Below are 24,157 nucleotides of genomic sequence, written 5' to 3' on the forward strand. Positions count from 1 at the left end.
GCCGACGCCTACGTCATCGTGACGCCGGACTACAACCGCAGCTACCCCGCGTCGATCAAGGCCGCGATCGACTGGTACTACGAGCAGTGGCAGGCCAAGGCCGTCGGTTTCGTCGGCTACAGCGGTGCCAGCGGCGGGCTGCTGGCGATCGAGCATCTGCGGCAGGTGCTCGGCGAACTGCACGCGCACACGCTGCGCGACCACGTCTCGTTTCCCCGGTACTACGAGCTCTTCGACAGCTCGGGCACACTGATCAACCCGCGGGAGCCGGAAGCCGCCGCGAAGGTCCTGCTCGACGAGCTCAGCTGGTGGGGCACCGCCCTGCGTGACGCCCGCCGCACCCGCGCGCGGATCTGATCAACCCGGGTGGCGCCGGCACCGGAGGATCGACGACCGGTTCCGATCAGACGACCAGTTCCGATCAGACGACCAGTGCCGACCGGAGGACCAGTGCCGATCGCCTGACCCGGCCGGGCCGTTGCTCCCCGCCCCACCCTTCCGGGCGACCTGTCGGGGTGGCGGACATCGCGAAGCCCCACCCGCTGACCAGGCCGGGGCCGGTCACCGCGACCCCGGCTGTCCGGTGGCCGACACCTGCACTCCCCGCAGGTCGTGGGCCTGTGGCTGGCCAGCCGGGCCCGCCGTCACCGGCTCGGTTCGGAGCCCCGACGGGGGGTGGGTGCAGGTGGAACCGGAGCTACGCCACCCGCACGAACAGGCGGTTGGCCCGGTAGGCGCCCATAAGATGCGGATGACTGCTTTAAACCCATTTCTGATGACATGCCGTTGTCGATGACCGGATGACCTGGTCGTTCCCGATGACGATGTGATGTATCGATTTGGGCGCGGCCCCGGAAGGGGGACGATGAACAACACACCGCCAAGCGCGATCGGGATGGGTCCAGGCGAGCCGGCAGGTCATGCCGGTCGGATCGAACCCGTGCGCGATGCGGTGTTTACCCCGCTGACACCGCATGATCCGCACAGCGTGAGCCGCTATCTGCTGCGGGCCAGGATCGGCGAGGGCGGCATGGGCGCGGTGTACCTGTCGTACACCCCGGGGGGACGCCCGATCGCGCTCAAGGTCGCCCGGCCGGAGCTGGCGGCCGATCCCGACTTCCGCAGCCGGTTCGCGAAAGAGGTCGCGATCGCGCGCCGGGTGCAGGGCCCCTACACGGTTCCCGTCATCGACGCCGATCCCGAGGCCCTGCGCCCGTGGATCGCCACCGCCTACGTCGCCGCGCCGTCACTGGCGGTCGCCGTCGTCCGGCAGGGCGCGCTGCCCTCGGCGACGGTGCTCATGCTGATCGCCGGCGTGGCCGAGGCGCTGCAGTCCATCCACCGGTCCGGTGTGATCCACCGTGACCTGAAACCCGGCAACGTCATCCTCGCCGACGACGGCCCACGGGTTATTGATTTTGGTGTCGCGCGGGCCATCGAAACCTCAACCGCCGCTATGACCCAAACGGGTGTACGCATAGGAACACCCGCATTCATGTCACCGGAACAGGTTCGCGGAAAGCAGATCGATGCCGCCGGCGACGTGTTCGCGCTTGGTTCGACCGCCTATTACGCGCTGACGGGACGACCGCCGTTCGGATCCGACGCCGCGGTTTTTCACCGCATCGAGAACCAGCAGCCCGACTGGGAGCACTGCCCGGACAACGTGCGCGAGGTCCTCTCCCGCTGCCTGGCCAAGGATCCCGCGGAGCGTCCGACGTCCACCCAGGTCATCGAGCTGTGCCGGTCGGCGATCACCGACGACCTGTACCTCCAGACCGGGGGTGGCTGGCTGCCGCCGACGGTGGCGGCCGAGGTCACCCGCTACCGGATCTCCACTGTGCCGTCGCCGTCGACGACCATGCTCGCGACGCCTCCGTCGATGTTCCAGTCGGCGCCGACCGGTGCTCCGGATGCCATGGACGCCCTGGGCACACCGTTCCCCAGTGAGCCCTCCCCCACCGATCTGATCGCGGGACCGCACCCCGCCTCCGCGCCCCTCCCCGCCGGTTCCGCCTCCGCGCCGGCGGCTCCGGTGCCAGCAACCGCGCGGGCCCATCACTCGCCACGCGCCCTCAGCTCGGCCGGCGCGCCGCGAGCGCTCAACGCGGCGCCGGTGCCGCGGGCGCTGTGCGCGCCCCGGGTGCCCAGGGCGCTGGAGGCCGCGAGCGCCCCCGCGGCTCTCACCGCGGGTTCCCAGGCTCCGCCGGACGTCTTCAGCTCCCAGGACCCCGACAGCGCCACCAACGTGGCCGCGGCGCCCCCACGTGTGCCCGCCCACCTGTCAGGGCCAGCGGCAGCCGCGAGTACGGCGGCTGCATTCGGCGCGGGAGCAGAGGCAGGGGCGGGAGCGGGACCGGGTGGATCCGCGGCCCCGCCGCCATCGGCGGCGTCGGCCGCATCGGCCCGGTCGGTGCCTCCGACCGGCAGCACCGGCGACTCGGACAGCTCGGACGGCAGCCGCTCGGACAGCTCGGGCCGCTCGGACGGCAGCAACTCGGGCAGTTCAGGCAGCTCCGGAGGCTCGGGCGGCTCCGGAGGCTCGGGGCACGTCTCGAGCCACGGAGCCAGAGGAAGCAAAGGTGAAGGCGAAGCCGAGGCCGACGCCGACGCAGGGGCGTCCCGGCGGCTCCGGCGACGGCGTCGGCGCCGGCTCATCACCTTCCTGATGGCCGTGCTCGTCATCGTCAGCGCGGTGTTCGTCTGGGTGCTGTCGAAACCCATGGGCGGCGGTGAGCCCGTGGCCCTGGTGGTCACACCGTCACGGGAGAACGCGGCAGCCGACGGAACCCGGGTATCCCCGGCGACCTCCGCAGCCACCCGGGACGCCGAGGAGCCATCGGACCACGAGGAAACGTCAGACCCGGAGGGGACACCGGACCCGCAGACCTCGGCCGACGCTGCCAGTGGCGCCGGGCCGGTCCGCGCGGTGCGGACGTCACCGCCCGCCGTCCAGCCGCTCGGATGCCCCGCCAAGCCCGTCACCAGGGTGAACAGTGACGGATTCGGCGTCCTGACCAAGGTCGGAGACCTTCGCGAGGGCCCGGCCGGGAGCTGCGAGAGCCTCGGCACCTTCGTCCGCGGCCGGAAGTTCTGGCTGTGGTGCAACGTGACGAAGTCCAACGAGGTCTGGTGGTGGGCGCGGCTCGACGGGACCGAGACGTCCGGCTGGATCCGCGCGGACACGATGAAGATCACCTACGTCGACGACAACGACGACGCTAAGGTCGTCGTCTACAACTGCGACGGCAAGGTCGCCACACGCTAGAGCAGCGTGCCTGCCCGGGCTGCAGGTAAGGGAGTCGGCGGCCCGGAGGCGCCGCTCAGGCCGCGGCCGACTGGTCCGCTCGGGATCGGCCCGCGGCGGCCGGCAGCTCCACCGCGAGGAGCGCGACGTCGTCGCTGAGGGTGGAGCGCGTCCAGTTCTGGACCTGCCGAACCAGGTCGTCGAGGCAGGCCTCGAGCGGATGGTGCTGGCCCAGTGTCTGCCCCACCGCCGACGGCAGCGGGAAGAACTCCCGCGACTCGGCGTTGCGGGCCTCGGCGATCCCGTCGGTGTAGAGCAGCAGGCGGTCGCCTGCTTCCAGCGCGAACGACGTCAGCGCGACGTCGCCGGCCAGCAGCCCCAGCGGTGATCGCCGGCCGACCGGGGTCAGCGTCGTCGTGGTCTCACCGCGCACCAGAAACGGGTCGGGATGCCCGGCGTTGACCAGATCCAGCTGGCCGTCGCGGATCTGCAGCACGACGGCGGTGACGAAGTCGTCGAAGCCGCTGACGTCGGCGACCTCCTCGTCCAGATCGGTCAGAACGGTTTCGATGTCGGGCCGGTGCTTGGCGACGAGGCGGAAGCAGCCCAGCACGCGGCTGGCGATCCGCACCGCGTCCAGGCCCTTGCCGCGGACGTCCCCGACCAGCAACCGGGTACCCCAGGGGCTGTCGACGACCTCGTACAGGTCGCCCCCCACCATCGCCTCGGCGGCGGCGCTCTCATAACGGACGGCGAGCTGCAGATCACCCGACGCGGTCGGCGCCAGTGGCAGGACCGCCCGCTGAGCCACCTCGGCCACCCGGGTCACGTTCTGCAGCTTCACCTCGCGCCGCGTGTTGTACCGGCTGACGAAGACGGCCATCACACCGCCGACCGCGATGCCGGTCAGGCGCACCAGCTGCGCGGCCAGACCGCCCTCGTTGACGGTGAACAACTCGTCGTGGATGCCGATCAGCACGCTGGCGGCCAAGGCCAAGGCCGCGTAGACCGTGGTGAGGAACGGACCGGAAATCGTCGCCGCGAGCAGCGGGGAGAGCACGGTCAGCTCCAGGATCGTCCAGTGGTCGCTGGCCAGTTGCAGAACGACGACCGCTGCGAGCATCAGCAGCGGTGCCAGCCGCATCGCCCACCGGGCTGCGGACCGGTCGCTGACCGGGTGCGAAGAGGATGTGCTCACCGCGACCGCGCCACGACGCCGGACCGCTCCAGGACGCCGGACCGCGCCACGACGCCGGTCAGTGCGGGCCACCCCGGCCACCCCGCCGTGCCGCGCTCAGATCCACCTTTTCCCTGTTCCCAGCCCCTCCCAGCCCGAACCCCCGCACCGCCCCCGCGCCGCCGGCGCCGCCCCGCACCGGCCCGCACCGGCCCGCACCGGCCCGCACCGGCCCGCACCCACAGCACGAATGACAGAGCCCGGGCACCTGTGACCTGGATGCCGGCCCGGCTTAGAGCTCGGGCAGCAGCCCCGCCGGGTGGATCTGAGCGAGCAGGAGCAGCACCAGCAGGACGGTGACCGCACGGAACTCGCGCACGGTCAGGTCGTGCTCACCCACATGGTCCCGCCGCCCCGTATAGCCCGCGAAATACCACTTCATGACCGTCGCGCCGGAGCCCGCGACCGCGAGCACGAGCACCACCGCGAGCAGTACGAACCAGGTGCCGACGCCGTCGAGGACCAGGTCCTCCCAGACGAAGCCGATGGTCGCCGGGTAGCCGACCGCGGTGAGGCCGAACAGCAGGAAGGCCACAGCGAGCCGGGGCGTCCGCGCGAAACAGCCGCCTGGGCCGACCAGCGCCATCGGGCCGCGCCGCGCCTCCGTCGCGGCCGCGATCATGACCGCGCCGCTGGTCGCGACCGCGCCGACCTGCCAGGCCAGCACCGCCCCCACCGCGGCGACATCGAGATCACCCGCCGGCCCGTGCCCCGCCGTCCCGAACACCGAACCGGCCAGCGCCCCGCAGCTGACCACTCCGCTCAGTGCCAGCCCAACCTGGGCAAGCGCGGTGCGGACGTCGCGTGCCACCAGGCCGAGACCCGCCCCCAGCAGGGCGGTCACCCCACTCGCGGCGACGACCCAGCCGGCCCAGACCTGCCCGTGCAGCAGCCTCGCGACCTCCGGCAACAACAACAGACCGGACGGGCCGGCCGTGAACGCGACGAGGAGACCGGGCGGCACGGAACCCGCGGGAGCACCGTACCCGACCGGCGAGCCGTGCCTCGCTCGAGAGCCATGCCCTGCGGCAGAGCCAGAACTTATGGGAGAGCCAGGTCCGACGAGGCAGCCATGCCACAGATGCAGCGGCACCAGGCATTGCCGGACACCGACGCCGAACGTGACCAGCACAGCCGCGGCCGTCGGTCCGAGCGGCCCGGACAGCAGCAGCCCCGCGGCGCACGCGCCCACCCCGAGCAGATGGTGCAGCCCGAAAACCCGCGCCGGCCCGGCCCCGGACGGATCGGCCTCATCGGCCAGCTCACGCCACACGACCACGGCGGACAGCGCCCACGAGGCCAGCGCCGCGCCTGGCCCGTCGGACGCGGTCGCGGCGGTGCCGCAGGCCAGGACGAGCAGCATCCGGGCGAAGGTGCGTGGTGAGTGTGACGTCCACGGCGAGTCGGACGTCACCGGAGCGAGGGCGGTGGCGGCGAGCCCGGCAAGGCAGGTGACGAACGGCATCCACCGCCCGCTCCCGGGCGCGAGCAGCACGACACCACCGGCTCCACCCGGCCAGGCACCCAGCCGCTCGGCCAGCATCGCCACGGCGATGACGCCCAGCGCGACGGCGACGCACCAGGTCGCGGTGGCCCGGGCAGCCCGCGGATCAGGGCTCCGGCGCACCGCGACCGAGCCACCGAGCAGGCCGATCGCGACCAGAAGCGGCGTGACCGCCAGGATCACCACGGCCCTCCGGAGCGGGGACGGACGGGACGGACGTCCGTGGGGAACCGCGGCGGCTCGTCCAGGTGGCGCGCCGGCCGAGTGCCGCCACCCGGCCCGTCGTTGCGGGCCGTCAGGCGACGCGACGACGGGCCGTCGGGCCGCCGGGGCCGCAGGCCCGGCCCACGACCGCCGGTGCTGTCGGACGCCGGCCCACCCGCACGGTCCGTCGCCGCACGGTCCGTCGCCGCACGGTCCGTCACCGCACGGTCCGCCGATGCGGGGTCTGCCAGCGCAGGCTCCGCGAGCGCACCGTGCGACGCGGGACGGTCCTCGCCGACGACGTCCACCGACTCTGCGACACCGCCGGCCTCGATACCAACCGCGGCCTCGATGCCAACCGCGGGCTCGATGCCAACCGCGGGCTCGATGCCAACCGCGGGCTCGATGACGCCGGCGTCGGTCGGCCTGCCGGCCGCGCCGAGGGACGTCCTGGGCATCTCTGCGGTATCCGCGTCCACGGTGCCGTCGTCGATGCTGTCCTGGGTGACGCGGTCCTGGGGCGTGGTGTCCGGTGCGGCGCTGGCCGGGCTCGGAAGCTGGCGGGCGAGGTCCTCGGCCGCGGGCCGCGGCACCGGCAGCCGCGGCGGTGTGGACGGCCGGGTCGTTTCAGGGACGGCCAACGGCTCCCCGGGCCGGGAGACCGCCGCCGGACCTGCCTGGCTGGGAATCCGTCGTGGCAGCGCGGTCGAGCCGGGCAGGTCGGGGGCGTAGGTATCCGCGCCGTAGGGGCCTGATCCGTCCTGGGACCGCTGGCCGGTGCGCCGCGGTGCCGCGGGATGGTCCGTGTCGGCCCCGTCCACCGAACCCGCGTCCGCATCAGCAACAGGAGCGGAGCCGGAACCAGAACCCGGGTCTCCCTTCGCCTCCGGACGAAGCCTGACCTCGCCTTCGCCTTCGGGCTCGGGCTCAGGCTCAGGCTCAGGCTCAGGGCCGAGCCTGGCCTCGTTCACACCGGCTGTAGCGACAGTCGGCAGTGTTTCCATCGTCGCCCAGGGCCACCAGTCGCCGTGGACTGGCTCCGTCGACGCAGCCGGCACCCAAGACGGTCCGCCGCGAGGCGGGCCCGCCTCGACAGGCACGAACCCGGAAGCGGAGCCGAATCCGGAGCCGGCGCCCGGCCCGACTCCGGTCCCCGGCCGTGCCACGGCCTCGGACCTTCCGCCGATCACCCCCACGGCCTGCCGCTGCCAGCGGTCTATCGCTGTCAGCGCACGCGCGGCCGCACCTCCGACCTGGCGAAGCACCACGTCTGCGTCTCCCCTCTCGAACGCGTACCGGTAGAGCCGGGGCTGCCATCGTGTGGGCACGATCGCCATGGTTCGTCCCGGCCCGGAAGCGGATGTCGGGGCACCACGCTGTGCCTGCTCCAGGCGCTGGCTGTCACGCAGCGCGCTGGGTGAACGAAGGATCTGAGCACAGCGCAGCGTCGCGTGGACGAGGGTGTGCGTCAGGGCAAGGGTGTGCAGGCCGAGTCCGATCTCGGCGACGATCAGCCCGACCTGGGTCATCGACCCGTAGGCCAGCGCACTCTTGACGTCGCTCTGGGCCCGGCTGACAACAGCGGCGTGCACGGCGGTGAGCGCGCCGACGACGACCAGTGCCAGCCGCGCGAGCGGGGTGTGATCGAGCAGCGGGTCGGCGCGCAGCAGGAGATAGGGGCCCAGGTGGACCGACACCGCCCCGTAGAAGACCGCGCTGGACGGCGTCGGCCCTTCCATCGCGCGCGGGAGCCAGCCGCCGACGGGGACGAGCGCGGACTTGCCCAGCACAGCCAGGAGCAGCAGGAAGGCCAGGGCCGGCGCGTGCGCGAGCACCGCCGGGGCTGCCAGCACACCGTCCCAGCCGTGGGTGTGGTGCTCCAGCCCGCCGCCACCACCCGCGCCGCCCGCGCCGCCGGCACCGCCCGCGGTGCCGCTCGCGAGGTGTCCGAGCCAGACCACCGCGACGAGCAGCCCGGCGTCACAGGCCCGGTAGGTCAGAAAGGCTCGTAGCCCGTGGCGCACCGGCGCCCGCCGCTCGGCGAAGAACGCGATGAGCAGGGCGGAGGTGAGTCCGACCAGTTCCCAGCCGAAGTACAGCGTCGGGGGGTCGCCAGCCAGGACCACGAGTTCCACCGCGCCGCCGAACAGGAGCAGCAGCAGGTGGAAGCGGGTGAAGCCGGGCTCCCGATGCAGGTAGCGGGCGGACACCGCGCCGGTCAGGCCGACGAGGGCGGCCGCGACGAGCGCGAAGGGCGCGGACAGCGGGTCCGCGCTCAGATGCCAGGTGAAGCTGTGGTCAGGTGTACCGAACCAGGGACCGACGGCCGCGTCCACGGCCTCGCCGCCGCTGACCGCCACCGCACCGGCGAGCACCAGGCAGGCGAAGGTCACCACGCTGAACGAGGTGGCGACAACCGTGGTGGTCACCCGTTCGGAGCGGATCCGTCCGAACCACATCAGGCTGCCGAGAAGGACGACGGCCACCCCGGGCACGGCAACCGCCAGGACCAGGGTCGCGGGCAGGAGCCCGGCGCCGAAACCGCCGCTCACGGTCCGTCCGGCCTGTCCTGGAAGGGGGCGTCGAGCCACCGCGACGGCAGCCGCGGCTGCTCCGGGATGTCCGCCCACTGCTCCGACGACAGCCGCGCCGAAGACGGCCGCTCCGACGACAGTTGCGGCGACGGCGCCTGCGCCGGGATGTCCACGCGCGCTGGTTCACACGCCGCGAGGACATGTGCGGGCGGCAGGTGGTCACGCTGTCCGGCGTAGTAGTGCTCCGACCGGGCGACCACCGGGAGACGCAGGCTCTCCGGCTGGTGTGGTTCGAAGCGGCCGTCGACGTACAGCCAGGTCCGTGGCGAGTGCGGGTCCCAGGCCGCGAGCTGGATCCAGCCGCCGTCGACGAGCCGATGCAGGTGCGGGTGCCCTCGCACGATGGACGCCAGCAGGTCGGGCTCCGCCTCGACGATCACCAACAGCCGCATCGGCTCGTGGATCTCCACCGACTGCCAGGGCATGCCGGTACGCAGGTCGGAGGAGTGCCCGTCCATGACGCCGACCAGGCCGCTGATGTTGTGGGGCAGCTTGGACCCGGCGCCGAAGCCGGTCGGGTCCACCGCGCTGAAGTAGTACTCGAGGCTGATGCCGGCTCCGACCGGTGCGGCGGAGAGCAGCAGCCGGGTGAGCACGGAGCCGTCGTGATCGGTGGTGGGGTCGTAGGAGACGAGGAACGACCGGCGGTCCAGGTACAGCCCGCGGGTGCGGGAGCGCCGGCCGATCACACAGGTGGCGTTGGTGCTGTGCCCGTACTCCGGCCGCGACTGCGCGATGTCGGCCGACCGCCCCCGCACATGGGCATGCGCGGTGTCGGCGGCGACGTCGGCACCCACCGACTCGAAGCGTCGGCAGCGCTCGTGCGCGTCGAGTTGGACGGCCGCGCGCAGCGCCTCGGTCGCGGTCGCCAGCGCCGCCTGCGAACCGGCCGGGACGAGATCGGTGTCGTAGCAGGTCAGGGAGCCTTCGCAGGTGTCGTGGTGGCCTGCGACGAACCAGGTGTCCGGGCCGATCAGGCGGCCGCGCCGCGCGAGCGCCGCCCGCACCCGTGGATGGTTCGCCATCGCGGCGAACGCCCGCGCGTTCGGGCCGCTGCGGCCGCCACCGGTCGCGCTGCAGTCGTACGCGGCCGCGTGCGGGTTGTTGACGCTGGACGATCCGTGCCCGATCACGAGGACGACACCGCCGGTCGGCCCGGTCATCCCGATCGTCGTGAGCAGAGTGTCGACGATCTCCGTCATCTCGTCGACGGTGAAGCCGAGCCGCAGCGGACCCGCGCCCACACCGGGCACCAGCTCCGCGCCGCGCACCACCGCACCGGCACCGGACCCAGACCCTCCGGCCTCGACGGCCTCGACGGCCTCGACGGCCTCGACGGCCAGTCTGGTCCGCGGCCAGGGGCCGGGGCGGTCATGGGGGCACAGCATCCGGGCGCGTTCACCGACGGCCCGCGGGGCCACCGCGCCGACGACCAACGGAACCAGCCGGGCCAGCCCGGCGACCGCGTTGTGGCCGGTCGGCCGACCGGACCTGCCGCGGGCGGCCGACAGAATGTGGTGGCGGTGGGCGTCACGGCGCCGGGTCTGCTGATAGGCGATCAGCTCCGTCTGGTCCACGGCCTGCTCGACGACCAGGTTGTGCGGCGTGACCGACACCGGGCACAGCGCCCGTGGCCGGACGTCGTCGAGGCCCTGGTAGGCCATGGCGACACCGAAGAACCCCGCCGCTCCGTACGTGCGCACCCGCGGGTGGATCTCCTCCAGGTGCCGGCGCAGCGACTCCTCCCGTTCGTCCATGCAGAACACGGCCTGGAAAGCGACCTCGGACACGCCGCCGGCCTCGGGCGCCGCACCGGCCCCGAGCCCGGTGTCGATGTCGGGGAAGCGGCGGTCGTGCGCGGTGAGCGCGTCGAGGATCTCGGTGCGGTAACGCCGTTCATAGGCCAGGTGCAGCAGCCAGCGCCGTCGCCGGGAGCCGAGGTCCCCGACGGCGCCCAGCCAGGCCCGGGCCCACCGCGGGTCCCCGAGCGCCTCGGTCTCGACGTCCATGATCTGCGCGAGCACAAACGCCTCGTAGACCAGCTCCAGATCGGGAGCGGGCCGGTCGGGGGCGGTCAGATCGGGGACGGCCGGATCGGGTGCGGGCCGGTCGGACCGGGCCTCGCCGGTCGGCCCCGCCGGGGCGCTGTCACCGAGCGGGCCGAGTTCCTCCGGAGTGGCGTCCGGGCCGATCGTCTGGCCGAGCAGGTGGCGGACAACCACGACCTCCAGCGTGAGCTGGACGGCGAGCAGGTCCACAAGGCGGGCGGGCGACGGCTGCGACGGTGCCCGGTCGGGATGGGCCTCGAACTGGCGGACCATGCCCGCCCAGCCACGCAGCGACATCAGCGTCGCCCGGACGGCCTCCGGCCAGACCGGCACGGGGATCCGCAGCGCCCGCAGCGCCCAGGTCACCGTGTGTTCGGCGGTCCAGCCCTGGCGCAGCTGCCGGCGCAGGTGCGCGGCGAGCCCGGACCAGTGCGGCTCCCGGGTTGCCCCGAGCGTTCCGAACAGGTGACGGAAGGCTGTGAGCAGGCCGTCCTCCCGGTGCGGCAGCTCCCAGCCGGCCATCCCCTGGTCGAGGAAGGCCGCGCACAACTTGATCAGTACCGGATGGATCATCTCGTCGATGTCGACGCCGAAGTGGTGGAGCAGCTGGTCACGGCGACGCAGCGGGACGGCCCGCGGTGCGGCGGGCGGCACGCACCGCACCAGATCGCCCCACAGGGCACTCAACAGCGCGGCCCGTAGCGCCGCGCGCTCGGCGGCTCGGCCACGCGGGGACCGCCGCCGGGGCGCCGGGAAGCGCCGCCTTGCCTGTCGGGTGAGCTCCTCGCGCCGGGCCGGGGAGACGAGTGGATGGAAGTTGCTGAGCTCACCGCCGTCCGCGAGCCGCCAGGAGACCGCGGGCGCGCGGGGGACGTCGACGAAAAGGCCGAGCCGGGCGAGCCGGAAGTCGTTCCAGGTCGGCCCGCCGGGGAGGATCTCGGTGTCCCCGGCGGAAGCGGACGCGTCGCCGCTCGGCCCGCCGCGCTGGTCCAGCACGGCAACGAGGTCCCGGGTGAGGATCCGGCCGGACGAAAGGTGGTCGGAGAAGGCCCGCTCGGTCTGGAACGCCGCCGTTCCCAGCAACGCGCCGGCACGCTCGACCGCCTGCGGGAACGGGAGCTCCTCCAGGGCGTGCAGCGGGTTGTGGTGGGAGAAGTACCCGAGTGGTGCCTGGGGCGGCAGGAGCTCGGCCACCTCCTCGACGATGCGGACGATCAGTTCGGTCTGATCCTCGACGTGGGCCATGTCCCCTCCCGTCCCCCATTCATGGTGGCCCGGTTCCTTCATTTCCCGCGGGCCTTCCAGGTACTGCTTCCTCGACCAGGAATGTGTGCCCTCCAGCACGTTGGTTGCGGTGTCGGCCGATCTCCGGCGCGCCGAAGGCCGGCCTCTCTCCCACGACCACCCGGAATTTTCCGGGTTTTCGGCGGCCGACGGTGCGGCGGGCCCGCGGGCCGGCACACAATCGGCGGTGAACACGGCCGCGCATCCCAGGGGAAATGCGCGGCCGGCTCCGCCCCACCCGAGGGTCGACCAGGCTGACCGGTGAGCCACCGACGTAGGATCGCCTGACAGGTATCAGTATGAAGGACTCTGGGCCCCTTCGGCACGTGCCGATCATCGCGGTGGCACGAATCACCGTCGCGCTTTCCGGAAGGCCTTTCCTGCCAGCAAATCCAAAGGTCGCCGATTGGCAGTCAGCCAGCTTCTCGGAAGCCACCCGGAAGCCACCGACAAATGCTGCACGGCAACCGACCGCAGGCACCTTTCGGCACTCGGGGCGAGTATTCGCGCGCCACGCGACCTGCCAGCACCCCAGAGTGACGGACAGAGACGCGATCGCGTGGTCCCCGGCGACCAGGATCGCCAGGTTCCCACCTGGCAGCAGACTGTCCCGGGGCGGGCAGGGCGGGGCCGTGAGTCCGAAGAGCTGAGGATTTTGGTCGCTGGAGCCGCGCAACGGCGCCGATCAAGATCCGCCGGCAGACAGACAGGTGGGTGGGTGGGCGCGGCCGAGACCGCCACTGGCGGGCGAACCCGGGGCTGCTTCCAGGCAAAGCTCGAGGATTTTGGTCGCGAGAACGACCAAGATCCTCAGATCTTGCGAACCCGCAACTCCACCCCGCCCCGGCCCGCAGCCTGCTTCCAGGCAAAACTTGAGGATTTTGGTCGCGAGAACGACCAAGATCCTCAGATCTTGCGAACCCGCAACTCCACCCCGCCCCGGCCCGCAGCCTGCTTCCAGGCAAGCGCCCGAGAATTCCGGTCACCAAGGAGGTCCGTCGCACCCCGGCACCGACCACGATCAGAAATCGCGCGGGTACGGCCGAGATCGCCACTGCCGGGCGAACCCGGACTGCCCGGCCAAAGTCGATGGTCCGTTTACCACAGGCTCCAGGGAGCCCGTCGCAAAATGCCGAGAAGTGGCCGATCCGGGCCACCACTTTGACCTGGCAGCCCACGTTCGGCCGTCAGCGGAGATCTCAGCCGTGTACACCTGACTACCGATCTTGGTCGGCGCCATTTGTTACAGGCTCCAGGACGGCCAAAATCCTCATGTCTTGCCTGGTGACACGGCTGTGGGTGCGCGAGGTCGGCGGCACCCCACCGGGCGGACCGCCCGAACAGGTGGTAAGTTTGATTTTCGGACGTACCGTGTCAGGCCACGTCGGACGAGGAGGACCCGCGATGAGCAGGACGGCCCGGGAATGCTCGATCGCGAACGCCCTCGCCGTCGTCGGGGAGCGGTGGAGTCTGCTGGCCCTGCGGGAGGTCATGCTGGGCGCACGCCGGTTCGACCAGATCGTCGAGAACACGGGCGCCAGCCGGGACATCCTGGCCGCGAGGCTACGGTCGCTGGTCGCGGCGGGGGTGCTGGAGAAGCGCCAGTACAGCGAACATCCGCCGCGTCACGAATACCTGGCGACGGAGGCCGGCCGGGCACTGCAGCCCGTGCTGCTGGGTCTCATGGACTGGGGCGACCGGTACGTCACGGCCGGCCCGCCGCCGACCGTGTGGCGGCATTCCTGCGGCGCCGAGCTGCGGCCGCGCTGCGTGTGCGCGAGCTGCGGCGAGCAGGTGGAGGCGAACGGTGTCACGCCCGTCCGCCTCGGCGACGTGCGGCCGGTCACCGACGTGCGGCCGACGGGCTGACGCGCGAACCAGCTGGCCGACGTGCGAGCCGGCCCGGGCCGGCGGGGTCAGCCCGATTCCGCCCGGCCCACCGAGGCGGCCGGGCGGCCCGGTCCCACCAGCGGACGAACCAGACGTCCGCCGGTGGGACCGAGGGGATCGTGCGGCTGCTACGCGAGGGCGCCGTCGAGCTCGCCGCGCAGCTCCTCGGGGGTGACGGTCGGCTCGAAGCGACGTACGACCTTGCCGTCGCCGTCCACGAGGAACTTCGTGAAGTTCCACTTGACCTCGTCGGTACCGATGGCCTCGGGCCGCGAGCGCTTGATGTGGTCGTAGAGGAAGCCCGACTCCGGCCCGAAGTCGCCGGGGGCCTCCGAGCGCAGGTAGGTGTACAGCGGAGCCGCGTCGGGCCCGTTCACCTCGATCTTGCCGAGCACCGGGAACGTCACGTCGAAGTTCGTCGAGCAGAAGTCCTGGATCTCGGCGTTGGTGCCGGGCTCCTGGCCGCCGAACTGGTTGCAGGGGAAGCCGAGGATCTCCAGGCCGCGGCCCTTGAGATCCCGGTAGAGCGCTTCGAGACCTTCGTACTGCGGCGTGAGGCCGCACTTGCTCGCAACGTTGACGATCAGCAGCGTCTTGCCGGCGTACTCACTCAGCGGGCGGGGGTGCCGTCCGACGCCTCGACGGTGAAGTCATGGACAGTCATCTGCGACCTGGCTCTCGATGGGGCGGACCCGACGATCACGGGTCCGGCGGCGGGACGCCGAGTCGTCGCTGAGCCAGGGCCAGGTACGACCGGTACGCCCCGGACGGCCGGAGGACCGCCTCGGGCGAGGCTGGGCGTGCGACGTGGACGGCGCGGACACATCGGACGCTACCCGGACCAGCAATATTCTGTCACCGCCGCGGTGACAGAAATCGCCGGTGAAGTGGGCAGCCGAGCGAGGCGTCCGAGTGAAGCAGACCGGGCAGGTGGAGCGCACCGAGCGGGACAGTCAGTGTGTCGGGGTGCGCAGCTGCACGAACGACATCTCGCGGCGGACCCGGAAGCCGAGGTTCTCGTAGAGCCGGATCGCGTCCATGTTCGAGACCATCACGTGGAGGAAGGGCCGGTCGCCCCGGGCGAGGATGCCCATGGCCGTCGCCCTGATCAGGCGGGTGGCGAAACCGGCCCCGCGGTGCACCGGATCGGTGCACACGGCACTGATCTCGGTATGGCCCGGGAACCGCATCCGCTCCCCTGCCATCGCGACGAGTCGCCCGCCGCGCCGGATGCCCAGGTAGGCACCCAGTTCGATGGTGCGCCGCTCGAACGGACCCGGCTGGGTCCGGGCGACCAGATCGAGCATCTCCGGCACGTCCTGCGCTCCCAGGCGAACCGCCTCGGGGTCCGGACGGCCGGCCACGTCATCGCCGAGCAGCTGAACGGCGGGGACCGCCATCACGATGTCCCACCCCGGCGGCGGCAGTGACCTCAGACCCGCGCAGCCGAGAAGGACACCCGGCCCCACCAGATCGGCGAGGTCGGCCCAGGCGGCCGGATCGGTGTCGTCGCTCACCGCGGCGAACGGTGAGATATCGGAGGGGTAACGCGCCGCGCGCCCGTGCACGATGGCCAGCGCAGTGTGTACGCCCGTCAGCGACGCCCAGACCGGGTTGTCGAGTGCCGCCTCCGGAGTGGTGACTGCCACCGACCCCAGGCGCGCGCCCGGCAACGCACTCGGGCTCGGGCTTGCGCCCGTCGGACCCATCCAACCTCCCACCGGCGACAGGCGCCCAGGACGCGCCCACGGTCAGACTATGCGCCGGGCCCGAAACCCGGTGAATGGCCCACCCTCGTCGCGGGTCGGCTGCCACCCGCCACCAGCTCGGCCGAATGCCGCACCGGGCCCGTCAGACGGCTCCTCGGGCGGGTCGGCGGTCGTGACGCGGGGTCGGACGCGCCCCCGCGAGAAAGGCCCGTCAACCGCGCCGTGGACCGGCCCGTGGACCGGCCCGTGGACCGGCCCGCCGCACGCCTGAGCCAACCGGGGGGCGACCGCAGGTGGCGCTCCGAACGGCGACACGCGCGACCGGCCATGGGCGTCGCACTTGACAACCAGCCGAGGAACGCACCCTCCGGGCCGCGGAACGGCCCGGACCCGGCGGCCACACCACCCCCGTTCGGAGGGGGCCCGGCCCACGACCCCCGACCCGGCCCCGGCCGGAATGCGCCTGGAACAGGCCGAATTCTCACCCACTCGCACACCGGCCGGCAGACCGAACCCGTGAACTGAGAATGAATTTAGCACATAACAGCCACGACCTACACCGACTTAAAAGGGTCGTCGTTTCTGGCGAGAAATGGCCCGGTCAGGCCAGCGCGGCCGCCGGGAATGCCAAGCTGTCAACTCCGCGCAGCGGCGCCCCCGTTCAGCCGGGGGCCGCGCATCGGTTTCCAGCAAAACAGGATCAATCCAGGTTCACTACAGAAACACAACGGAAACACTCCGATACCACTTTCGGCTATGGCCCGGAGATAGCCCGCAACGCCCGCCGCACGACCCGCCTGGTCGGTCAATAGCATGTGCGACGCGCAGATGACCTGCACTGATAGTTCGGATTCGACCCAGGATCGACACCGGATCAACCCAGGCAGGACAGGCGCATCGGGGCGACGGCAAGGGGGCGGAGATCGACGCGGTCAGCACGGCCGGAGAGGGGCTCCAGGCCGGTGTCAATAGGCACCGGGAACCACATTTCAGCGGCCACTTCACTTCATTTTTCCGCGACGCGAAGAAACATTACGGAACTACCCCGGGCGACCCCTCGAAGGCGACTCACAAGCGCCCCGGAGGAACCTCGGGAGACATCATCCAGCGAGCGGGACAACGCGCGGCGCCACGCAAGATCCGTCGATTCTCAGCCGAATTCCCGACGGAAGTTCCTGACCGCGGCGGGCCGGCCCTGAGCCACCGACCACCGACGACGAGGACCTGATCGATGTCAGAACACGCAATCGCGCGCCATCAGGTGCGGCGACCACCGACGGTCCGCGACCTGATCGCGCCGCCGATCGCCGCGGTGCTGGTGGTGATGCTCACCGGCCTCGGCATAGCCGCGGTGTCACCCACCGACGCCCGCGGGCCGGTCCTGTTCTGCGCATCCGTCGCCGCCATAGTCGTCGGGCTGGCAAGCGTCTTCGCGGTCCGAAACCGGCAGATCGCCATGGAGCTGCGCGGCCGGGTCGTCACACTCGAAACGAAGGTCAAGACCTCCACGGCGCAGACGGAACGGCTGTCCCGGGAGGTGCTCCCCCTCGTCGTCACCCGCCTGCGTGAGGGCGCCACCGCCCAGGCCGCCCTCGGGGAGGCGCCGCGAGGTACCGACGGCGCACACCTACACATTCTGCGCACCGTCGTGGAGGAGGTCAGTCGCGGCGAACGGATGCGCTCCGCCGCGATGGCCGCCTGCGCGAGCGCCGCCGGCCGCATGCAGGCGTTGAGCACCGCCATGCTCGCCGACCTTCGCACCATGGAGGAACGGCACAGCGAGGAGGTTCTCGGCGATCTGCTGCGGCTCGACCACCTCACCGCCCAGGCGGGGCGTCTCGCCGACAGCATCGCCGTCCTCACCGGCGGGCGTTCGGGTCGTCGCTGGACCAAGCCGATTGTCATGGAAAGCCTGCTGCGCGGGGCGATGGGCCGGATCAGCGCCTACCAGCGGGTCCGGCTCCACTCGACGAGCACCGTGGCCGTGGTCGGCTACGCCGCCGAGGGCGTGATGCACACGCTCGCGGAACTCATGGACAACGCGACCAGCTTCTCGCCGCCCTCCGAAGAGGTGCACGTCTACGTCGAGGAGGTGCAGGCCGGCGTCGTCATCACCATCGAGGACGGCGGCCTGGTCATGGGGCAGGCAGCCCTCGAACGGGCCGAACGCGCCGTCTCGGCGGAATCGCTCGACCTGACCAGCCTCTCCGGCACCCGGCTCGGCCTGGCGGTCGTCGGCGCGCTCGCCCGCAAACACGGTCTGACGGTGTCCTTCCGCCCGTCGTCGCGCGGCGGAACCGGTGCCATCGTGATGGTTCCGCGCCAGCTCATCACCGCGCCGAGATCGGTGGAGCCACCGCCCACGATCAGCGACGCGACGGACGCGGCGACCACGGGCCTGCGCACCGCCGTGGCGGCCCGAGCCCCACGGGCCCTGCCGCCTGCGGGCGCCGACGACCGGCACAGCCGAAGCGCGGCCGCGTCGGACCCCGGCTTCAACCGGCAGCGGCAGGGGGCGGGCGTCGGTGGTGACCTGGCGAACCACCAGCCGCGCAGACCGGATCCGTCCGAGTTCGTCACGGCCCTGGGTGCCCTTCCCACCCGTGAACCCGGCGCCTTCCCGACCCGCGCCGCTACCAGGAACGCTCCGAGCACGGAGCAGACCCACGCCCACCCCCACGTCGCGCTCGACGCCGGGCCGAGCGGCACCGCGGACACCGCGGCCGCCACGGGCATCGATGCCGTCACCACCCGGATCACCCTGCCCAAGCGAGCCCGCGGCCAGTCCCTCACTGCCAGTACACGCGCGGCCGGCCCCGCCGTCTCCCGCCCGCGCTCACACCGGGCCCGTCGCAACTCCATCGCGAACTTCGCCGCGTTCCGCCGAGCCATGCGCGCCGCCAGCGCGACCAGGACGACCACAACGCGCCCGGCGGCTCCTGGTCCGACGCCGGCGAGCCCGCAGATGCCGACCCAGGGGACGGCGGAGCTGGCGATGCCGGAGCTGGGCATGCCGGAGCTGGGCATGCCGGAGCTGGGCATGCCGGAGCTGGGCATGCCGGGCGCTGCGGCGCCGTTCGGCCCGACGACGGGCACAGCGTCCGCGACGAACCCGGCCCCCGTCGACGCGGAAACCACCGTCTCCGCGGAGCAGTTCGAGATGGCGGCGCTGGCGGAGCTGATCGAGATGGCGGAGCTGGCCGCGGCCGGCACGTCGGACGAGGCCCCGGCCATGCCGACGGACGCACCTGCTCCGGGCCCGGAGTTGGCCGCAACCGTCCGCCCGGAGAGCGTCGCCGCCACGGCTGGCCCGACCACCATGGCCGACACCGCCGCCGCTGCCGACGTCGACGCCGCTGCCGAGACCGCGCGGACCTCCGAGACCGTGACGACCTCCGAGACCACGCGGGGCTCCGCTACCGGGGAGCCACCCGCGGCGGCGGACAGCTCCGAATCGGCCGTCACCGACATCGAGGACAGCCGGCCACCGGCCACGCCCGCACCCGGCCCGACCACCGGCCCCAGCCCCAGCCCCGATGCCGGGGCCGGAGCGGGGGCGGGGGCGGGGGCCTCGGCTGGAGCCGGTTCGAAGCCACCGCTGGCTCCGACGCGCGTCGGGTCCACGCCGACCCGACGCACCCGGCCGGCGAGGACGTCCCGGTGAGGGCGTCCCGGTGAGTGGCACCGGCTGCCCGCTGGCTGACCGGACCGGTCCGGTTCGGTCAGCCAGCGGGGACGTCCCGATCAGAACCTTCCCGACCTGGCCTTTCCACGACGACCAGACCAGCACCGGACGACCAGATTGGAGGCAGGGGCAACCCGGGCGGGCCCACCGCACGGCACCCCGCAATCCCGATGAATACCACTGAGAGCGATCTTGACTGGCTGCTGGAGAACCTCCTCGCTCGTACCCCGGGAACGCACCATGCCCTGGTGCTGTCCCGGGACGGGCTCAAGCTGTGCCGGTCATCGGGCCTGAGCATCGACCAGGCCGACCAGCTCTCCGCGATCGCCTCGGGCATCCAGAGCCTCGCGCACGGAGCGTCCATCGAGTTCGGGGACGGCACAGGCGGGGTTCGGCAGTCGATGACCGAGTTCCACGGCGGCCTGCTGTTCATCGTCGACGCCGGTCAGGGTGCCCACCTGGCGGTGATCGCGACCGACGACGCGGACGCCGGCATCATCGGCCACAACATGAGTGAGCTGGTCGAACAGATCGGCGAATACCTGAGCGCCGCACCCCGCGGGCCCGTCCAGCCCGCCGGACAGCCGTGATCCGACGGCTCGTCGACAGCGAGGACCCGGACCGGCTGTACACCGTCACCGGTGGTCGCAGCCGGGCCGGACGCACCGCGTTCGACCTCGTCACGCTCGTCACGAGCAGGGCGGACCCCGCCCCCGGCATGCAGTCCGAACACATTCGGATCCTGCGGGTCTGCCGGGCCCCTACCGCAGTGGTCGAACTCTCGGCGGATCTGAAGCTCCCCGTGAGCATCGTGAAGATCCTGCTCTCCGACCTGTTGGAGAGGGGCCTGATCGCGGCAAGCCACCCCTCCACCCCGACCGATCCGCTTCAACTTCCCGATCCCGCGTTCCTGAAGCAGGTGCTCGTTGGACTCCAGAAGCTCTGAGGTCGCCGTCCGGCCGCCGCTGCAGACCACGGCCAAGGACGGCGTCAAGATCGTGATTGTCGGCGGATTCGGCGTCGGCAAGACCACGATGGTCCGTTCCGTCAGCGAGATCCGCCCACTGAGCACCGAGGAGGTGATGACCGAGGCCGGCGTCGGCATCGACGACCCCGGCGCGGTCGCGGACAAGAACACCACCACCGTCGCGTTCGACTTCGGACGTATCAGCCTGGACGCGCAGATGGTGCTGTACCTGTTCGGTGCGCCCGGTCAGGAACGGTTCTGGTTCCTGTGGGACCGCCTGTTCGCCGGCACCATCGGCGCGGTGGTGCTCGTCGACACCCGCCGGGTCTCCGACTCCTGGTATGCGATCGACCGGCTGGAACACCACCGGATGCCGTTCATCGTCGCGAGGAACAACTTCGGCGAGCCCGAGCACTCGCTCGAGGACCTGCGCGAGGCGCTGTCCCTCTCCCCCGACGTGCCCGTCATCGACTGCGACGCGCGGCACCGCTCGTCCAGCAAGGACGTGCTGATGACGCTCGTACAGCACCTCTACGAGCAGGCCTCCGCCCGCAAGGAGGCCTCTTGAGCACCATGCTCGGTCCGGGTGCGGGCGCCGGGCCGGCGCCGGGTTCGGGCATCGGCCGCGGCCGAGCCGACGTCGCCCCCATGCGGCGCCCGTCGGCGCGGACCCACCGCGACCCGCGCCCGAACCCGGCCGCCCACCCGCACCGCGCCCCCACCCCCACGCCTGCCCCCGCCGCCACCCCCGGCCCGGTGATCCCGGTGACGTTCGACGGCACCCGGCACGCCTGGCTGGTCCTGGGGTACCGGGAGCTGCACTACGTCCTGAGCAGCCCGGAGATCTTCACCAGCGATCCGCGTAACCGGGCCCGCCGGGAGAACATCCCGGCGGACTGGGCGCCTCTCCCCGGGCTGGGCCGGCGCCCGTCGCTGCTCCACACCGACAGCGAGGACCATCAGCGCCGCTACCAGGCGGTCAACGACGTCCTGGGTGAGGTGGATGTCTTCCTCCTGCGCGCGCGGGCCGAGGCCATCACGGACAGCGTGATCGACGACTTCGCCGGGCTCGGCTCGGCCGATCTGGTCGCGTCGTTCGCGCACCAGGTGCCCGCCCTGGTCCTGGCCTCGCTGTGCGGACCGGACGACCTCGACGCCACGCAGATCGCCGAGGACCTCGTCGACCTGGTCGACATCGGCGCGGACGCCGCACGCGGCCACCGCCAGCTCGTAGCCCGGCTGCGCGACCTGCTTGCCATCCGGCTGGACGAGCCCCCCACCGAGGACATCATCTCCGGCCTGATCGACCACCCGGCCGAGCTGACGGACGACGAGATCGTCGAGGATCTCGCGGTCGCCCTCGGCTTCGGGATGCGGACGGTGGCCGGCTGGATCGGCAACTCGCTGCGTCTGCTGCTCACCGACGGGTCCTTCGCGCTGGAGCTGTCCGGCGGGCGGCGCAGCGTCATGCAGGCACTCACCCGGGTCCTGTGGGAGGACACCCCCCTGCAGATCACCGCCGGCCGCTGGGCGACCCGCGACATCCAGCTCGGTGGCCAGCGGATCAGGGCCGGGGAGATGGTCGCGCTCGGCCTCGCGGCCGCGAACTCCGATCCCCGGGTCCGCCGCGACCACGCATCGGGCCCGCCGGCCGGGTGCGGCGCCGCGCCCGCCCACCACCACGACCACCACAACCCGGGCGGCGGCCCGGCCCGGCAGGGCACCGCGCACCACGCCGACAACGCAGCCGGTGCCAGTGCCGACGCCGCCGGCACTGGCACGACGTCCGGGCCCAACAGCGCGCACCTGTCCTTCGGGCACGGTGCGCACCGCTGCCCGTTCCCCGCGCAGGAGATCGCCGAGGTCATCACACGGACCGCCGTCGAGGTGCTCCTCGACCGGCTGCCCAATGTACGGCTCGCCGTCCCGGCGGGCGCGCTGGTCTGGCGACGCACCGCCTGGAACAGGGCGCTGACCGCCCTGCCGGTCCGGTTCAGCCCCGTTTGACGTCCGCGACTGGCCGCGCCGCGCGGCATCACGCTGAAACCGAGCCCGGAGACCACCGATGACCGATCCCCACCCACGCCAGCCCGGCACCTGCCCGAGCGGCATGCCTCGGCCGCTGAGCGGCGCGCGCCAGTACAGCCCACTGCGCCAGTACGGCACGTCCTGCCCGGCGCCGAGCACCACCCGGCGCGGCGAGGCTCCCGGAACCGGCAGGACCCGCGGGCCGGCCGGGCCGGGCTCGTCCAGCGCCCCGCCCGCACCGACCGCACCAGCCACGTCCGCCACATCCTCCGCGACCGCCGCGTCCGCGATGTCCGCACCGTCCGCTCCGCCGGGAACGGTCGATGCGCCCACCACCGCGCTCGGGTTCACCGGCACGCCCGGCGCCACCGCGGCCGGCCCGCCGGAGCCCCGACGTCCCGGCTCACCGCCGGTGCCACCCATAGCGCCACCCGGTGAGCGAGACCGCGGCCAGGAACCGCCGCGCCAGCCCGAGGACCGGTCGACGTTCGAGGCCCGCTGGCCCGCGCACCACGGCGCCGCCCGGCTGCCCGCCGAGGGACCCGGCAACCGGCGCGCCGCCTTCTACCAGCAGATCAGGGACGAGCACGGGCCGGTCGCGCCGGTCCTGCTCGAAGGTGACATCCCGGCCTGGCTCGTCCTCGGCTACCGGGAGGTCGTCTACGTCGCGGGAACTCCCGCCCTGTTCGGGCGGGATGCCCGGATCTGGAACGCCTGGGATCTGGTCCCGTCGGGCTGGCCCCTGCAGCCGATCGTCGGCCAGCGGCCCTCCCTGCGCAGCCTCGACGGGCCCGCCCACACCCGGCGGCTGGCGGCGATCGGTGACGTGGTCGGCAGGTTCGAGTCGCACGACCTGCGGGCCCGGGTGACCCGTGGCGCGGACACCCTGATCGACGCGGTGGCGGGCAACGGCCGGGCGGAGCTGATGAGCCAGTACGCCGGCCCGCTGCCCGCGATGGTCAACGCCGACATGTGGGGGCTGCCCGCCGGCGACCTGACCGCCCTGGCCCGGGACCTGACCCTGCTCGTCAGCGGTGGCACCGGAGCCCGCGACGCGCGCCGACGGGTCCACGCGATGCTCGTGCGGGTCGTGCGCCGCCGCCGTGACCAGCCCTGCGACGACGCCGTCTCGGCGCTGATCGCGCACCCGGCGGAGCTCACGGACGAGGAGATCGTCGAGGACGTCATGGCGACCCTGACGGTGGCCCAGGCGCCGACCGCCGACTGGATCGGGAACACCCTTCGCCTGATGCTCACCGACGACCGGTTCGCCGTGGATCTGGCGGGTGGGCGGCTCAGCGTCGGCGGTGCCATGGCCGAGGTCCTCTGGGCGGACCCGCCGATCCAGAACCTGGTCGCGCGGTGGGCTCGTCGTGATCTCCGGCTCGGCGGGCGGTGGATCCGCTCCGGCGATCTCCTCATCTTCGGCCTCTCAGCGGCTAACACCGATCCGCGCGCGCGTCCGCGCGAGTCCGGCCGGGCGGCCGGTAACAACGCCCACCTGGCATTCGGCCACGGCGAGCACCGCTGCCCCTTCCCCGCGCAGATGGCCGCCGAGACGATCGCGACCACGGCCGTCGAGGTCCTGCTCGATCGCCTCCCCGACCTGGAGCTCGCCGTGGAGCCCGCGGCGCTGCTGTGGCGCCCCTCGGTCTGGGTGCGTGGCCTGGCCACCCTGCCGGTCCGGTTCACATCGCTTTGACCGGTACCGGTCCGCGCGACTGATCCGAAGCCCGGAAAAACCTCAGGGCCCGTGGGGA

Annotated in this window: 14 protein-coding genes and 1 pseudogene; 9 read left to right on the plus strand and 6 right to left on the minus strand. The window is 72.4% G+C overall.

The annotated features are described in order from the left end of the window. Both FREUN1FDRAFT_RS22870 and FREUN1FDRAFT_RS22875 read left to right on the plus strand, forming a co-directional pair. The coding region (locus FREUN1FDRAFT_RS22870) for an NADPH-dependent FMN reductase (RefSeq protein WP_006542587.1) at positions 1–357 on the plus strand (357 nt) is incomplete at its 5' end. Between the two features lie 508 nt (positions 358–865). Further along, complete coding sequence (locus FREUN1FDRAFT_RS22875) at positions 866–3,268, plus strand: serine/threonine-protein kinase (RefSeq protein WP_006542588.1); 2,403 nt, start codon at positions 866–868, stop codon at positions 3,266–3,268. A 55-nt stretch (positions 3,269–3,323) separates the two neighbouring features. On the opposite strand, the gene FREUN1FDRAFT_RS22880 is transcribed toward FREUN1FDRAFT_RS22875, so the two are convergent. The 4 genes from FREUN1FDRAFT_RS22880 to FREUN1FDRAFT_RS22895 all read right to left on the minus strand — a co-directional run bounded on the left by FREUN1FDRAFT_RS22880 (position 3,324) and on the right by FREUN1FDRAFT_RS22895 (position 12,079). Further along, complete coding sequence (locus FREUN1FDRAFT_RS22880) at positions 3,324–4,445, minus strand: PP2C family protein-serine/threonine phosphatase (RefSeq protein WP_369809812.1); 1,122 nt, start codon at positions 4,443–4,445, stop codon at positions 3,324–3,326. Between the two features lie 271 nt (positions 4,446–4,716). Next, positions 4,717–6,171, minus strand: coding sequence for a proton-conducting transporter membrane subunit (locus tag FREUN1FDRAFT_RS22885; protein WP_006542590.1), 1,455 nt, complete (start codon positions 6,169–6,171; stop codon positions 4,717–4,719). Continuing rightward, on the minus strand, positions 6,168–8,744 hold the full coding sequence (locus FREUN1FDRAFT_RS22890) for a proton-conducting transporter membrane subunit (protein ID WP_006542591.1): 2,577 nt from the start codon (positions 8,742–8,744) through the stop codon (positions 6,168–6,170). The genes FREUN1FDRAFT_RS22885 and FREUN1FDRAFT_RS22890 overlap by 4 nt, the downstream gene beginning before the upstream one ends. After that, positions 8,741–12,079, minus strand: a complete 3,339-nt coding sequence (locus FREUN1FDRAFT_RS22895; protein WP_006542592.1) for a DUF2309 domain-containing protein — start codon at positions 12,077–12,079, stop codon at positions 8,741–8,743. Before FREUN1FDRAFT_RS22895 ends, FREUN1FDRAFT_RS22890 begins: the two co-directional genes overlap by 4 nt. 1,443 nt (positions 12,080–13,522) lie before the next feature. On the opposite strand from FREUN1FDRAFT_RS22895, the gene FREUN1FDRAFT_RS22900 reads away from it, so the two are divergent. Further along, on the plus strand, positions 13,523–13,987 hold the full coding sequence (locus tag FREUN1FDRAFT_RS22900) for a helix-turn-helix domain-containing protein (RefSeq protein WP_006542594.1): 465 nt from the start codon (positions 13,523–13,525) through the stop codon (positions 13,985–13,987). A gap of 149 nt (positions 13,988–14,136) precedes the next feature. On the opposite strand, the pseudogene FREUN1FDRAFT_RS22905 reads toward FREUN1FDRAFT_RS22900, so the two are convergent. Then, positions 14,137–14,672 (minus strand): annotated as a pseudogene (locus tag FREUN1FDRAFT_RS22905) (glutathione peroxidase). A 289-nt stretch (positions 14,673–14,961) separates the two neighbouring features. Next, positions 14,962–15,717 (minus strand): GNAT family N-acetyltransferase, encoded by a 756-nt coding sequence (locus tag FREUN1FDRAFT_RS22910; RefSeq protein WP_006542596.1) that lies wholly within the window; start codon positions 15,715–15,717, stop codon positions 14,962–14,964. A 1,231-nt stretch (positions 15,718–16,948) separates the two neighbouring features. On the opposite strand from FREUN1FDRAFT_RS22910, the gene FREUN1FDRAFT_RS22915 reads away from it, so the two are divergent. From FREUN1FDRAFT_RS22915 to FREUN1FDRAFT_RS22940, 6 genes are all read left to right on the plus strand, one after another. Then, complete coding sequence (locus tag FREUN1FDRAFT_RS22915) at positions 16,949–19,381, plus strand: ATP-binding protein (RefSeq protein WP_006542597.1); 2,433 nt, start codon at positions 16,949–16,951, stop codon at positions 19,379–19,381. 191 nt (positions 19,382–19,572) lie between these two features. Then, positions 19,573–19,992 (plus strand): roadblock/LC7 domain-containing protein, encoded by a 420-nt coding sequence (locus FREUN1FDRAFT_RS22920; RefSeq protein WP_006542598.1) that lies wholly within the window; start codon positions 19,573–19,575, stop codon positions 19,990–19,992. Continuing rightward, positions 19,989–20,348 carry a DUF742 domain-containing protein gene (locus FREUN1FDRAFT_RS22925; RefSeq protein WP_006542599.1) on the plus strand — a complete coding sequence of 120 codons (360 nt, stop codon included), beginning with the start codon at positions 19,989–19,991 and terminating at the stop codon, positions 20,346–20,348. The genes FREUN1FDRAFT_RS22920 and FREUN1FDRAFT_RS22925 overlap by 4 nt, the downstream gene beginning before the upstream one ends. Next, a complete protein-coding gene (locus FREUN1FDRAFT_RS22930; RefSeq protein ID WP_006542600.1) occupies positions 20,329–20,937 on the plus strand; it encodes an ATP/GTP-binding protein in 609 nt (202 codons plus the stop codon). Before FREUN1FDRAFT_RS22925 ends, FREUN1FDRAFT_RS22930 begins: the two co-directional genes overlap by 20 nt. Further along, positions 20,934–22,376 carry a cytochrome P450 gene (locus FREUN1FDRAFT_RS46640; RefSeq protein ID WP_006542601.1) on the plus strand — a complete coding sequence of 481 codons (1,443 nt, stop codon included), beginning with the start codon at positions 20,934–20,936 and terminating at the stop codon, positions 22,374–22,376. Before FREUN1FDRAFT_RS22930 ends, FREUN1FDRAFT_RS46640 begins: the two co-directional genes overlap by 4 nt. A gap of 58 nt (positions 22,377–22,434) precedes the next feature. Next, positions 22,435–24,099 (plus strand): cytochrome P450, encoded by a 1,665-nt coding sequence (locus FREUN1FDRAFT_RS22940; protein WP_006542602.1) that lies wholly within the window; start codon positions 22,435–22,437, stop codon positions 24,097–24,099. The last annotated feature ends 58 nt before the right edge of the window (positions 24,100–24,157 follow it).

The sequence above is a fragment of the Parafrankia sp. EUN1f genome (genome assembly GCF_000177675.1).
Lineage (GTDB): Bacteria > Actinomycetota > Actinomycetes > Frankiales > Frankiaceae > Parafrankia.

What these genes read in the sequence shown, in the direction of transcription:
- FREUN1FDRAFT_RS22915 (WP_006542597.1), top strand. Translation starts at nt 16,949, where the DNA reads ATGTCAGAACACGCAATCGCGCGCCATCAGGTGCGGCGACCACCGACG.
- FREUN1FDRAFT_RS22940 (WP_006542602.1), top strand. Translation starts at nt 22,435, where the DNA reads ATGACCGATCCCCACCCACGCCAGCCCGGCACCTGCCCGAGCGGCATG.
- FREUN1FDRAFT_RS22920 (WP_006542598.1), top strand. Translation starts at nt 19,573, where the DNA reads ATGAATACCACTGAGAGCGATCTTGACTGGCTGCTGGAGAACCTCCTC.
- FREUN1FDRAFT_RS22895 (WP_006542592.1), bottom strand. Translation starts at nt 12,079, where the DNA reads ATGGCCCACGTCGAGGATCAGACCGAACTGATCGTCCGCATCGTCGAG.
- FREUN1FDRAFT_RS22875 (WP_006542588.1), top strand. Translation starts at nt 866, where the DNA reads ATGAACAACACACCGCCAAGCGCGATCGGGATGGGTCCAGGCGAGCCG.
- FREUN1FDRAFT_RS22900 (WP_006542594.1), top strand. Translation starts at nt 13,523, where the DNA reads ATGAGCAGGACGGCCCGGGAATGCTCGATCGCGAACGCCCTCGCCGTC.
- FREUN1FDRAFT_RS22910 (WP_006542596.1), bottom strand. Translation starts at nt 15,717, where the DNA reads ATGGGTCCGACGGGCGCAAGCCCGAGCCCGAGTGCGTTGCCGGGCGCG.